Origin of the sequence: Parvimonas sp. KA00067 (assembly GCF_001553085.1) — a bacterium.
Lineage (GTDB): Bacteria > Bacillota > Clostridia > Tissierellales > Peptoniphilaceae > Parvimonas > Parvimonas parva.
The window spans coordinates 47,454-61,582 of sequence record NZ_KQ960149.1 but is presented as its reverse complement, the minus strand read 5'-3'; the positions used below and the strand labels follow the sequence as shown (position 1 = coordinate 61,582).

General features: G+C 30.4%; 13 protein-coding genes and 1 riboswitch. All 13 genes read left to right on the top strand.

Annotation, left to right across the window (positions count from 1 at the left end; translation table 11 throughout):
* Positions 1–795, top strand: a complete 795-nt coding sequence (locus HMPREF3181_RS04055) for a ParA family protein (RefSeq protein WP_068473366.1) — start codon at positions 1–3, stop codon at positions 793–795.
* On the top strand, positions 795–1,628 hold the full coding sequence (locus HMPREF3181_RS04050) for a ParB/RepB/Spo0J family partition protein (RefSeq protein WP_068473363.1): 834 nt from the start codon (positions 795–797) through the stop codon (positions 1,626–1,628). Before HMPREF3181_RS04055 ends, HMPREF3181_RS04050 begins: the two co-directional genes overlap by 1 nt.
* Position 1,629: 1 nt before the next feature.
* On the top strand, positions 1,630–2,778 hold the full coding sequence (locus HMPREF3181_RS04045) for an aminotransferase class V-fold PLP-dependent enzyme (protein WP_068473360.1): 1,149 nt from the start codon (positions 1,630–1,632) through the stop codon (positions 2,776–2,778).
* Entirely contained in the window at positions 2,778–3,275 is a 498-nt protein-coding gene (locus HMPREF3181_RS04040; RefSeq protein ID WP_068473357.1) for a DUF4446 family protein, read from the top strand. The genes HMPREF3181_RS04045 and HMPREF3181_RS04040 overlap by 1 nt, the downstream gene beginning before the upstream one ends.
* A complete protein-coding gene (locus HMPREF3181_RS04035; RefSeq protein WP_068473353.1) occupies positions 3,275–4,153 on the top strand; it encodes a diacylglycerol/lipid kinase family protein in 879 nt (292 codons plus the stop codon). Before HMPREF3181_RS04040 ends, HMPREF3181_RS04035 begins: the two co-directional genes overlap by 1 nt.
* Positions 4,154–4,162: 9 nt before the next feature.
* Positions 4,163–5,134, top strand: a complete 972-nt coding sequence (gene pta / locus HMPREF3181_RS04030) for a phosphate acetyltransferase (protein ID WP_068473350.1) — start codon at positions 4,163–4,165, stop codon at positions 5,132–5,134.
* 222 nt (positions 5,135–5,356) lie between these two features.
* Positions 5,357–5,527, top strand: a riboswitch (Lysine riboswitch).
* 101 nt (positions 5,528–5,628) lie between these two features.
* Positions 5,629–7,365, top strand: a complete 1,737-nt coding sequence (locus HMPREF3181_RS04025; RefSeq protein ID WP_068473346.1) for a Na+/H+ antiporter NhaC family protein — start codon at positions 5,629–5,631, stop codon at positions 7,363–7,365.
* 304 nt (positions 7,366–7,669) lie between these two features.
* Positions 7,670–8,347 carry a response regulator transcription factor gene (locus HMPREF3181_RS04020; protein ID WP_068473343.1) on the top strand — a complete coding sequence of 226 codons (678 nt, stop codon included), beginning with the start codon at positions 7,670–7,672 and terminating at the stop codon, positions 8,345–8,347.
* Between the two features lie 3 nt (positions 8,348–8,350).
* Entirely contained in the window at positions 8,351–9,253 is a 903-nt protein-coding gene (locus HMPREF3181_RS04015) for a sensor histidine kinase (RefSeq protein ID WP_068473340.1), read from the top strand.
* Positions 9,254–9,262: 9 nt separating this feature from the next.
* Positions 9,263–9,913: an MmcQ/YjbR family DNA-binding protein gene (locus HMPREF3181_RS04010; protein WP_068473337.1), complete on the top strand. Its 651-nt coding sequence runs from the start codon at positions 9,263–9,265 to the stop codon at positions 9,911–9,913.
* Positions 9,914–10,076: 163 nt separating this feature from the next.
* The gene (locus HMPREF3181_RS04005) at positions 10,077–10,841 is read left to right on the top strand and encodes an ABC transporter ATP-binding protein (RefSeq protein ID WP_068473332.1); all 765 of its coding nucleotides are present in this window, start codon (positions 10,077–10,079) and stop codon (positions 10,839–10,841) included.
* On the top strand, positions 10,831–12,828 hold the full coding sequence (locus HMPREF3181_RS07520) for an ABC transporter permease (protein ID WP_082713900.1): 1,998 nt from the start codon (positions 10,831–10,833) through the stop codon (positions 12,826–12,828). The genes HMPREF3181_RS04005 and HMPREF3181_RS07520 overlap by 11 nt, the downstream gene beginning before the upstream one ends.
* A 134-nt stretch (positions 12,829–12,962) precedes the next feature.
* On the top strand, positions 12,963–14,129 hold a 1,167-nt coding region (locus HMPREF3181_RS03995), incomplete at its 3' end, for an MBL fold metallo-hydrolase (protein ID WP_068473329.1).

The window sequence follows — 14,129 nt, the reverse complement described above, 5'->3', positions numbered from 1 at the left end:
ATGAAAATTTTTGATGCTTTTAAAAAGAAAAAAGAAATGAGAATAATCTCTGTCTTTAATCAAAAGGGTGGTGTAGGAAAAACTACAACCGTTGTAAATTTAGCATCTGCTTTGGGTTTTAACAAGAAAAAAGTTCTAGTTATAGATATGGACCCTCAAGGCAATTCAACTTCAGGCTTAGGTGTTGAAGATGTTAATGCTACTGTTTATGACGTTCTAACTGGAGAAAAAGACATAAACGAAATTATTTATAAGACAAAATCTAAAAATGTTGATTTAATTCCTTCAAATTCAGACCTTTGTGGTCTTGAAATTGAGCTTTTAAGTGCTGATAAGAAAGAATTTTTATTAAAAAGCGAATTGGAAAAAATCCCTCAAAATTATGATTATGTTCTGATAGATTGCCCTCCGTCTTTAAGTATTTTAAGTATAAATTCTTTAGTTGCATCTCAAAGTGTGCTTATTCCAATTCAATGTGAATATTATGCACTTGAGGGAGTTAGCCAGCTTATGAATACTATTAATATAATAAGGAAAGGTTTAAATCCTGAACTTGAAATTGAGGGAGTTCTCCTTACAATGTACGACTCAAGAAATAATCTATCTGACGATGTTAAGGTCGAAACGGAAAATTATTTCAAAGATAAATTATTTAAGACTGTTATTCCTAGAAATATTCGTCTTGCTGAGGCGCCAAGTTTTGGAGAAAGTATAATCTATTATGATAAAAATTCTAAAGGGGCTGAAAGTTACCTATCTTTAGCTAAGGAATTAATTAAAAATAGGAGGAAGTGATGAAGAAAAAAGGTTTAGGTAGAGGTCTTGGCTCTCTTTTAAGAGAAGAAGACTTTATTACTGATGAAAATTTATTAACTGTTGATTTGGATAAACTTGTAGCAAGAGAAGACCAGCCTAGAAAAAACTTTGATGACGACAGTTTAAAAGAGTTGGCAGACTCAATCAAAGCAGACGGAGTTATCCAACCGATAGTTGTTAGAAAAGTTGGAGCTAAATACGAAATAATAGCAGGGGAACGTAGATTTAGAGCCTCAAAACTTGCAGGTCTTGAAAAGGTACCTGTTGTTGTAAAAAATGTTGATGATAGAAAGGCAAGAGAACTTGCATTAGTTGAAAATATACAAAGAGAGGACTTAAATCCTATTGAGGAGGCAATTTCCCTAAAAACTCTAATGGAGGAATACCAACTTACTCAACAAGAATTATCCGAAATAATTGGAAAGAGCAGGTCGTATATTGCAAACAATTTAAGACTTTTAAATCTATCCGACTATATAAAGGAATATTTAATTCGTGGAGAGTTAAGCTCCAGCCAGGCAAGAACTTTACTTTCTTTAGAAAATGAAGATGAAAGAAAGAAATATCTTGAAAAATTATTAGTTAAGGAAGTAAATATTAGAGATGTTGAGAAAAAGGCAAAACAAACTAGAAATAAAAGCGAAGATATTTTTGTAAAAGATATTTGCGAGAGATTAACTGAAGTTTTGGACGCGAAGGTTAAAATTCACGCTAAGAAAAAAGGTGGAAAAATAGAAATCGACTATCTAAATGAGGCAGATTTGCAAAGAATAATTGACAGTTTGATGAATATTTACGATTTGGAGGATTAATATGATTTATGTAGATAATGGAGCTACTACTTTTCCTAAGCCTAAAGTAGTAACTGACAAAATTATGGAATGTTCTTTATATTACGCAGGAAATCCCGGTCGTAGTGGGCATAAACTTGCTATGAAAATGGATTTAGAAATATACGAAACTAGAGAAAAAATTTGTAAACTTATAAACGGAACTGAGCCACTTAATGTAATCTTTACTTTTAACGGTACGGACAGTCTTAATTTGGCGATAAAGGGAGTTTTAGAAAAGGGCGACCATGTGATTACAACTTCTATGGAGCATAATTCCGTTTTAAGACCTCTTAATCAGCTAAAAAAAGACGGTATAATCGATTTAAGCATTGTATATGCAGATGAGCATGGCTATGTGGATACACAAAAAATCTTTGATGCCGTTAAGCCGAATACAAAATTAATCGTAACAACTCATATGTCCAATGTTTTTGGAACTATTGTAGATATAAAGAGCATTGGTGCTTTTTGTAGTGAAAAAAATATAATTTATCTTGTAGATTCTGCACAATCTATCGGAGTTTTGGATATTGACGTTCAAGATATGAATATAGACTTGCTTGCTTTTCCGGGACATAAAGCCTTATTCGGTTCAATGGGAACGGGTGCTCTATATATAAAAGAAGGAATTAAAGTAAAATCATTAAAACAAGGCGGAACGGGTAGCTATTCACATAGTATCGACCAACCTGAATTGTACCCTGACAGCTTAGAAAGTGGAACTCCTAACGGTCTTGGAATCGTGGCTCTAGGCAAGGGAATTGACTTTATAAACGAAGTTGGGCTTGAAAATATCAGAAATCACGAGATAAGTTTAAAAAATCATTTTATAGAATTGTTAAAAGATAATGAGGATATTATTTTGTATGGAACTTTAGACGACAGACAAGGTGCCGTTGTCAGCTTAAATATAAAAGATATGGACAGCTCTGAGGTTTCCTACATTTTAAATAATGAATTCGACATTTATACAAGACCGGGTTTTCATTGTGCACCACTTGCACATAAAAGCCTTGGAACTGAAGAATTAGGTGCAGTCCGTTTTAGTTTTGGGTATTTTAATACCATTGAAGAAATTGAAACTTGTGTAAATGCTTTAATTAGTATAATAGAAAGGAATAAAAAATAGTGAATGCAATATTAGAATTTTTAAATTCATATTCAGGAATATTTTTAATATTGGTGTTATTTGTCTTTATATTTATAGCATATACATTCAACCAAATTAATAAAAAATTAAGTTTGCAAAAGAAAAAATACGATATGCTTTTAAGAGGACGTGGTGATTTGAATATGGGAGAATTGGTTCAAGCACATTCTTCAGATATTTTTGAGCTTAGCAAAAAAGTTGATGAGTTCAAGTCTGAAATTGAACTTGCAAAGAACAAATCAGCCTTTTCAATCCAAAAAATCGGATTTGTAAAATATGATGCTTTTTATGATTTAAAAAACAAACTATCTTACTCAATCGCTATGTTGGACAGCTTTAATAACGGACTATTGCTAACTACAATTTACGGAAGAGAAAGTTGTATAACTTACGCAAAAGAAGTAAAAGCAGGCTCTGTTACTCAAGAGTTGTCAAAAGAAGAAGAAACAGCACTAAGGACGGCTTTAGAAAGATAATGAGAAAGTTAATGTTTATTTTAAATCCGAACGCCTCAGGTTTTAAAAAATTTGATTTTAAAGAGGGTATCGAAGAGTATCTTAGGGGTAAAAAATTAAATTTTGAATATGAAATCAAATGCACTTCAAAAGAGGGAGATTCCGTTTTAATAGCAGAAAATGCAGTCAAAGACGGTTTTACAGAATTAATTGCAGTCGGTGGCGACGGAACGATAAATGAAGTTGGAGATGTGGTTGTAAAAAACAATCTTAAACTTGGTGTAATCCCTGCAGGTACAGGAAATGACTATATGAACAGTTTAGGCGAAACTTGTAATTTTATAATCTGTATGGAAAGAATCATAAAGGGTGAAACAAGATTTGTCGATTATGGAGAATTTTTAGGCAAGTCGTTTTTCAACATTGCATCTGTCGGTTTTGATGCAGAAGTTAATGATTGTGCTTTAAAAGTCAAAAAATTTATAAAAAGTGGTCTTTCTTACAAAATTGCAATAGTTTTGGCTCTTTTCAAACACAAGAGAAAGAGATACAGAATAATCGTTGATGATGTAGAATATGAAGACGACTATTTTCTAATAGCTATTGGGATTGGTAGCAAATACGGTGGAAAGATAAATATATTGCCTTTGGCCGATATGTATGACGGACTTCTTGATATATGCGCTATCAAATATAAGTCAAAATTTGATATAATAAAGAAGATAAAAACAATTGTAAATGCAACTCATGTTAAGGAGGATATTACCTCATATTTCAAGGCTAAGAAAATCAAAATTTTCTCAGAAAATATTGAAATAAACTTTGACGGAGAGTATATGTCGGGAGTTAATGAGGTTGAATTTGCAATAAGTGATAAAAAAATTGAAGTTATAATGTAGGAGGAAATTATGGATATTTTTAAAGAATTAGTTGGAAAAATCGAAGGAACAAACAAAAAAATTGTTTTTCCGGAAGGAGAAGATGAAAGAGTTTTAGGAGCCTGTGTTAGATTAAAAAAAGACGGACTTATAACTCCGATAGTGTTGGGAAATGTTGAAGAAGTTAAAAAAACTGCCGAAAAATTAAATGTTTGTATTGATGATATAGAAATTATCGACCCATTAAAAGCAAGTGATTTTGACGAAATGGTTGATAAATTCGTAGAGTTAAGAAAAGGAAAGAACACAAAAGAACAAGCCGTTGAATTTATAAAAGACGTAAATTACTACGGAACAATGTTAGTACAACTTGGAAAAGCTGACGGAATGGTTAGTGGTGCAGTTCACTCAACAGGAGATACAGTAAGACCTGCTTTACAAATCGTAAAAACTAAACCAAATGTTTCAAGAACAAGTGGAGCAATGGTTATGCTTGGAAAAAATGGAGAAAGATATGTATTCGCCGACATAGCGATAAATATTACATTAGAGGCTAGACAATTAGCTGAAATAGCTGTTGAAACTGCAAAAACTGCCGAAATTTTTGGAATCGACCCAAAAGTTGCAATGCTTAGTTTCTCAACAAAAGGCTCTGCAAAACACGAATTCTCTGAAAAAGTTGCAGAGGCTACAAAAATAGCAAAAGAATTAGCTCCTGAATTAGCATTGGACGGAGAACTACAATTTGATGCAAGTATAGTTCCATCAGTTGCAGAACAAAAAGCAAAAGGTTCAAAAGTTGCAGGATATGCAAATGTATTTATCTTCCCGGATTTACAATCAGGAAACATAGGATACAAAATTGCACAAAGACTTGGTGGATTTGAGGCAATAGGACCAATCTTACAAGGACTTAACAAACCAATCTCAGACCTTTCAAGAGGCTGTAACGAAGAAGATGTTTACAAACTTGCAATAATAACAGCAGCTCAAAGTTTATAGAAAAAACAAAAAAGTAGGAAATTTCCTACTTTTTTTATAGAATAAATTTTATTGTTAAACAACAAGGTTTCCTTAGTATATAACTGATGCAAAACATCACTTAAAGGTACAGCTACTACTATTTTGTAGCTAAAGTTAAGCAAAGTACTACAAAGTGAAATATTATTTTTAAAATACTTGATTTTATTTTGTTTTTGATGTATAATGCTTTAAGATAATTTAATAGAAGATAGAGGAGCGAAACTTATCAGTAGCTGATTAAATGGATTAAAGCGTCCACAGTGAAAGGAATTTTCGCCGAAGTGTATGGCTTGCTTTAGGGTCATATTGCTGGGCGTTCACAGAATATGTGTTCGACTGTCACGATTTTTATTGTGTTGGGCTATCATTGGAGTATGTATTTTACACCTCGAATGTCCTTCGAGGTGTTTTTTTATCCTATGAATTGAATCCTCTATGAACAAATTATCAAAATATTTTTAGGAGGGTTCAATATGAACAGAAAAAATTTAATTTTTATTTCTTCTGCTGTTCTAATTTTTGTTTTTGTATGTGTTTTTGAAACTCAAATTAGAGAGCTTGTAAATGCAAATGGAATTATCACGATAGTTCCACCACTTTTAGCTATTGTTTTAGCTTTTATCACAAAGAATGTAGTCGTTTCCCTATTTTTAGGTATTTTATTCGGCTCATTAATTTTACAAATCAGGTCGGGTATGAGCTTTTTGCCAAGTCTTGTTTTTGCTTTTATGGATTTAATCTCACGTTGTTTAAACTCTTTAGCTGACCCTTGGAATGCAGGAATAATCTTGCAAGTTTTATGTATCGGTGGAGTTATAAACTTGGTTGGGAAAATGGGTGGTGCAAAAGCAGTTGCCGAATCTCTTTCAAAAAAGGCAAAATCCTCAAAAGGAGCTCAAATCATTTCCATACTTTTAGGAATTTTAGTTTTCTTTGATGACTATGCCAACTCTCTAATCGTAGGTCCTATTATGCGACCGGTTTATGATAAAATAAAAATTTCAAGAGAAAAACTTGCTTTTGTTATCGATGCAACTGCTGCTCCAATCGCAGGTCTTGCAATCATTTCAACTTGGATTGGTCTTGAAGTTGGACTTATTCACGATGCTTTTAATGGCCTTAATATTGAAGTAGATTCCTTTGGTATATTTTTAAGCACAATTCCTTACAGATTTTACAATATTTTAATTTTGATTTTTATCGTTGCCAGCGCTTTAATGGTTAGAGAGTTTGGTGCTATGAGAAAAGTTGAATATATAGCAAGAAGAAAAGGCAATGGAAAAACAACTACAAACAGCGAGCAAATGAATGATTTAAAACCTAAAGACGGAATAAAACTTAGCATCTGGAATGCTATTATCCCAATCGGGGTGCTTATCATAAGCTCACTTATGGCTTTTTATTACAGTGGATATTCAACAATTTTATCTGGAGAAAATAAGGAATTAATCGTGGACTTAACTAAAAATCCATTCTCTTTTAGCTCAATTAGAGAATGTTTTTCATCAGCTGACGCCTCAAACGCTCTTTTCCAATCATCAGTATTTTCATCAATAGTTGCCATTTTCTTAGCTAAGGTTAAAAATATTTACACTCTATCCGAGTCGATTGATGAGTGGATAAATGGAATGAAAACATTGATAATTACAGGAGTTATCCTTGTTTTAGCTTGGTCTTTAAGTTCTGTAATAAAAGAAGTTGGAACGGCAAAATTCTTGATAAGTTATCTTTCAGGAACCTTACCAAAATTTATATTGCCAAGCATAATATTTATTTTAGGCTCAATCATATCTTTTTCAACAGGAACTGCCTTTGGTACAATGGGAATTTTGATGCCACTTGCAATACCTCTTGCACATTCAATTTCCCCTGATATGAACTATATAATAGTTTCAACTTCAGCAGTTTTAACCGGAGCAATATTCGGCGACCACTGTTCTCCAATATCCGACACTACGATTTTATCCTCAATGGGAGCAAGTTGCAATCATATCGACCACGTAAAGACACAAATGCCTTATGCGATTTATATTGCAATAATAACTATTTTATGTGGATATATCCCTTCTGGTTTCGGATTACCTTTATATGTAATACTACCCGTTGCAATATTTGTTGTAGTTGCAGGACTTAGAATTATAGGAAAGAGAACTGACATAGATGATACAAAATTTGAAGAAAAATTAAGAAAAGAAGGATTTGAAATTTAGGTGGTAAGTTTAACTTATCACCTTTTTTGATGCTAAAGTTTCATAATATTTACTATTTAAAGATTATCTAAAGAGGAAATGTGATATAACTAATATAATTTTATTGTTATTGTATAAAATTATATTAGTTTCATCATATTTACCATTAAAAAATTATCTAAAACGAAAATATGATATAATAAATACAGTTTTATGGTTATTGTATAAAAGTGTATTTATTTCATCATATTTACCATTAAAAAATTATCTAAACTGAAAATATGATATAATATTACAAAGGATAATATTACAAAGGAGTGATTTTGTGAAGATTTTAATTGTTGAAGATGATGAGAATATTTTTGAAATGCTAAAAAGGGAGCTTTTGCTTTGGAATTATGAAGTTTGTGGTATTTCAAATTTTAATAAAATAGTTGAAGAATTTTTGGACTGCCAGCCACATTTGGTTTTAATGGACATTATGTTGCCATACAATAATGGCTATTTTTGGTGCGAAGAAATTCGTAAGCTTTCCAATGTTCCGATTATTTTCATTTCTTCAAAGAGCGAGAATATCGACATTGTTATGGGTATTCAATTCGGCGCTGACGACTATATCACAAAACCTATCGACTTGAATGTTACTTTGGCAAAGATTAAGGCGATTCTTAGAAGAAGTTACGACTTCACAAAAGACATTGATTTTTTAAACTTTGGCGAAGTTTATCTATATCTTGACAAAAACAAAATAAAATTTAAAGAAAAAGAAATTTCATTGACAAATACAGAAAAATTAATCTTGGAAACTCTTTTTAAAGCCAAAGGCTCTATCGCATCGAGGGAGTCCATTATGGAAAAATGTTGGCATGGAGATGATTATATAGACGACAACACTTTGGCAGTTAATATAACAAGACTTAGAAAGAAGTTTTTTGATATTGAGTTGAAAGATTTTATCCAAACTAAAAAAGGAAGTGGATATTATCTAAATTTTAAGGAGTAAAAAATGGATAAATTGAAAAAATATTTTGTAAAAGTTTTACCCGTAACTGTTGCTACAATCCTAATATTATCTATTTTTTTGATTGTTTTTTTACTTTTAAATATAGACCTGCAAGGCTATTTTTTAGCCTTTGACATTATTGTTTTCTTCTATTTCATCTACTTAATATTTATGGTATTTTTACACAATCGAGAAGAAAATTTAAAACAGCAAATAAAATATTTGGAAAAGAAAAATTTAAGCCTTAGAAATGAATTTTTAGCAAAAGAAAAAGAATTACAGGAATATTTTTTAATCTGGATTCATCAGATAAAGACTCCGATAACTGCCGGGAAACTCATTTGTGATAGCGACGTAGAAAACGAAAATGCTAAAAATGTAAAAAAAGAATTAATCTACATTGAGGATTATACAAATATGGCTTTAAGCTATCTAAAAATGATGAATCACAATACGGATATGGATATTTCTTTTGTAAATTTAGACGATATAATAAGTCCGTTAATCAAAAAATATGCGATTCTTTTCATTTCAAACAATATAAAGCTGGAATACAAAAAGCTGAATACAAGAGTAATTACAGACAGCAAATGGTGTATGGTGGTAATCGAGCAACTTATATCAAACGCAATAAAATACAGTAAAAACGGAGTTGTTTCAATAACTTTTAACAAAGACGAAAATTACCTTGAAATAAAGGACAACGGAATCGGGATAAAAGAATCCGACCTTCCAAAAATTTTTGACAAAGGATATTCAGGCTTTAACGGACGACAAAACCAAAAATCAACCGGAATCGGTCTGTTTTTAGTAAAACAAATCTTGGAAAAACTTGGACAGAAAATACTATTAGAATCAAAAATAGGCGAAGGAACGACTGTAAAAGTCTATTTTAATATAGATTAGGAGAATTTTATGTTTTATAATGAGATATTTGATAAAAATATTTTTAATTCTAAACTTGCAATTGCATATGGTTTTTCAAAGGTTGGAGATTATTATATTTTACAATCAGATATTGATGTAGAAAATTTTAATGTGATTGTTAAAATAGGCAAGGACTCTTTTGAGGTAAATGTTATTGAATTACCTTTTAATGAAGAATATATTTTATTCAATGTTTTAGACAGCAAGGGTAAATTCGTTTCACAAATTAGAAAAAAAGTTAATGAACTTATTGAGGATATTGTAAAAAGCTGTTTTACATCTTTGGATTATAGAAAAATATTACTAAACTATGTAAGGGAAAAATACGGAACAATTCCTGAAGAACCTTGGGAAGATAATAATCATGCGACGATAAAGACTTCGAATAGTAAAAAATGGTATGGAATTTTTATGTCCATTCCTTATAAGACTTTGGGACTTGATAAAAGTGGAAAGATTGATGTTTTAAATGTAAAACTTAATCCGGAACTTATAGAAAGTCTGATTGATAAAAAGCATTTTTTCCCTGCCTACCATATGAATAAAAAATACTGGATTTCAATTGTTTTGGATTCAGATGTTGATTTAAATTTAGTAAAGAGCTTAATCGACGAGAGTTTTAACTTAGTTGAAAAATAGTCTAATACTAACCTTGTCGTTAGAACTGTTTTTATCCCCAACATTTCAATAACCTTACAAAATTGTAAGGTTATTTTTATTTTTGTAATGTTAGATAAAGGTTTGGCTTTTAAAAATCTGCTAAAATATTATTGTAAACAAAATTAATACTTTGGAGGTAATTATGAATATATTAGATGTTAAAAATTTAAAAAAGATTTATGGAGGAATGGGTCGTGTTAAGACTGAGGCTCTTAAAGATGTAAACTTTTCTGTTGAGGAGGGAGAATTCATCGCTGTTATGGGAGAGTCCGGAAGTGGTAAAACAACTCTTTTAAATATAATCGCAACTTTGGATAAGGCAACAGAGGGTACTGTTTTAATCGGAGGAAAGAATATCAGCTCTCTTAACAATTCACAAATCGCAAGTTTTAGACGTGAAAAGCTGGGTTTTGTCTTTCAAGATTTTAACTTGTTAGACTCTTTTTCAAACAGAGATAATATCTATCTTCCTCTTGTGCTGTCAGGTGTTAAGCCTAGAGAATTGAACGAAAGAGTCGGAGAGATTGCTCCTATTTTAAAGATAAGTGAAATTTTGGATAAATTTCCTTATCAAGTTTCAGGTGGTCAAAAGCAAAGAGTTGCTATCGCAAGGGCAATCATAACTAAACCGGACTTGTTGCTTGCTGACGAGCCAACCGGAGCTTTAGATTCAAAATCTGCCGATGTGGTTATGAAAACTTTTTGTGATATAAATAAAAATGGTCAAACTGTTTTAATGGTTACTCACTCTGTGAAATGCGCATCTTTTGCTAAAAGGGTAATTTTCATAAAAGATGGTAGGGTTTATCACGAAATTTACAAAGGCGACGATGATAATTTAACTTTCTTAGAAAAAATAAATCAATCTCAAATTATGTTAAACGGGGTGAACGATTATGAACAATAAAATGGCTTTTAAATTTGCTTTTAAAAATATGAGAGCTAATTCTTTATTATTAACTCCATTTTTAATTGCAAGTAGTATTATGAGTGCGTTATTTTTCATAATGTCATCTCTTGGACAAAATAAATATGTTGAAGAAAATTTTGAATACATTCTTATGCTTATAAGATTTGGAAATATTTTAGCCGGAATTTTTACTTTTATATTCATCTTATATGCAAATGGATTTTTAACTAAGAGGAGAAATAAAGAGTTTGCCCTCTACGGAATTTTAGGTTTAGAGAAAAAACATATTGCAAAAATCGTATTTATCGAATATATATTAAACTTTTTTGTAATTAGTATTTTTTCAGTAATTGGTGGTTTCGTCTTAGGAAAATTATCCTTTGTTATACTCAACAGAGTAACAAAAAATATAACTGCAAAAGTAATAGATTATGGCTTTTCAACCCCTTCAGCTATTTTAACGTTCGCTTTTTTGGGAATTACATTCATTTTTATATATTTATTGACAATATTTAAAATCGGAAAATCAACTCCTATAGAATTGCTTTCAAGTCAAAAAAAGGCGGAGGGAGAGCCAAAAAGCAAATTTATCCTTGGAACTTTAGGCTTTATCATCTTGTGCTACGGATATTATATTTCAATAACTTCAGAAGGAAGATTGGAAAGCTTTTACAAATTTTTTCCTGCAGTTATTCTTGTAATATTTGGAACATATCTTCTATTTATAGCTTTTAGTATCTTGATTTTAAAACTGTTAAAGAGAAATAGAAATCTATATTACAAAGCAAAAAATTTCCTTTCAATTTCAGGAATGTTATACAGAATGAAGTCAAATGCAGTTTCGCTTGCAAGTATTACGCTCCTTGCAACTTCAATCATCGTTACATTATCCTCAACTTTAACTATAAACTCAGGAATAAAAGAAGTTGCAAAGTCAATCGACCCTCAAGATTTTTTTGTAGAATTTTTAATTGACGATAATAGAGAGAAAGATTGGATTGAATTAGGAAATAGAAAAAAAAGAGAAGTTGCTGAATTTCTAAATACAATTCTAAAAGATGGCGAAAAAATTAAAGATTTGAAAATTTACAAACATATTTTCCTACAACCCGTTTTAAATGAAAATGGAAAACTTGTTCCACTAGGCAAAAAAAGAGCCGTAGCTCAATATTTATTCGTTGAAATACTAGATGAGTACAACGAAAAAAACAATACAAATTACACTCTAAAAGATGACGAAGTTTTATACTCATCAAATTTAAAAAGTCTTTACAAACCTGATAATTTAGAATTAGCAGGGCAAAACTACAAATTAGTAAAAATCCCTGATGAAACTCCAAAACACATAGCTGCCGATTCAATTAAAATTATAGTAAAAGACGATGAAACTTTTGCCAAAATGGAAAAAGCGTATGAAAAAGGAGCTGGATATTTTTATTACCTAAGATTCTCTTTTGATACCGAAAATGTAAAAGATAAAGGTGAATTTTTTGAAAGATTACAAAACAATTTTTTTAACTATCGTGATACAGACAAAAAAGATGGTATGAGAATACGCTTTTCATCAAAAGAAATAAATAAAAAGATTATGTATGAAATAAATGGAGGATTTTTATTCTTAGGAGCAATAATTTCTCTAATCTTCATAACAGGAACTATTTTAATAACTTACTACAAACAAATCTCAGAAGGCTTTGAGGACAGACAAAATTACCAAATAATGAAAAATGTAGGACTTCCGGACAAGATGATTAAAAATAGCCTTAAAACACAAATACTTTGGATATTCTTCTTACCACTCATCGTTGCAATGACACATTCAGCATTTGCATTTCCAATTCTTTACAATATGCTAAGAGGACTTGGATTAAACAATTCAAAACTATTTGCAATGAACTTCGGAGTAGTCGTATTAGCCTTTACAGTTTTATACTTTATAATATACACAATAACCTCAAGAATTTATTACAAAATTGTAAAATAATACTCAATGTGGATATATTTATTTAAACAATCAAAAATCACTGTTACTCCCAGTGATTTTTTTGCTTACTTGAAATATAAATTTATTTGTGATAAAATGCTTTTGAAATTTATTTTTAATACGGGGGGATTGTTTTGAAAAAATTCTTTTTATTTACTATATGTTTTATTAGTTTAATGATATTGCCAAAAAGTATTTTTGCTCAAGATAGAATTCATGTTATAACTGTTTCACTTAGCTCAGATGCTATTATTTTAGAAAGTGATGGTCATTTTGCGATGATTGATACCGGAGAGGATTATGAATATCCTGACGGTTCAAATCCAAAATATCCTTTTAGAAAAGGAATCACTACTAATCCTAATGACATAACTGAAGATAGATTATTTGATAAAATAAATGAGCTAGGCATTACTAAATTTGATTTCATTATCGTAACACATTCACATAGCGACCATATAGGTGCTTGTCATAAGGTAATGAAAAAAATTCCTACTGAAAAACTTTATTTGAAAAGATATTCTGATTCAAGAATAACTGATAAGGCTAGGTTGTGGGATAATTTATATGGATATGATAAAGCCTTACAATCAGCAAAGGAAAATAATGTTAAAGTTATACAAGATATTTCAAAAAAAGATTCTGTAATTAATCTAGGAAATATGAAAATTTCTATGCTCAATTATGAAAATGAATATGAGCCTAATCTTCCAAAAGAAGATAAAAATTTAAAAAAAGTTTATGATGATAATTTTAATTCCATTCTTTCTATAGTAGAAGTTAATGGTAAGAGATTATTTTTTGGAGGAGATTTACAAAATGATGTTTATGGTTTAGAAGATAAATATGCTCCGTTAATCGGAAAAGTAGATTTTATGAAATTTAATCATCATGTAGATACAGCTAAATCAAATTCAAAAAACTTTATAAATACATTAAATCCAAAATATATGCTTAAAACTTCCAATTATAATGTAGATGATAATTATCTTAAATTTTTAGACGCTAAAGGAATTGAAGTTTTAAATGCCGGAAGAAATGATGTTACAGCTTTAACTTTTGAAATTACTAGAAACGGAATTAACGATATAACAAAAGTAAAGTATGGTGTTTATAAAGACGGAAATAAATTAAAATTCAAAAATTGGAAAGGTGAATACACAAGCGGTTGGGAGTTCTCTAAAGATAATTGGTATTATATAAGAAATGGTTCAGTTGCTATTAATGAATGGATTGGTGACTATTACTTAGGTAAAGATGGAAAAATGTTAACTAATACTACTACACCTGACGGTTACAGA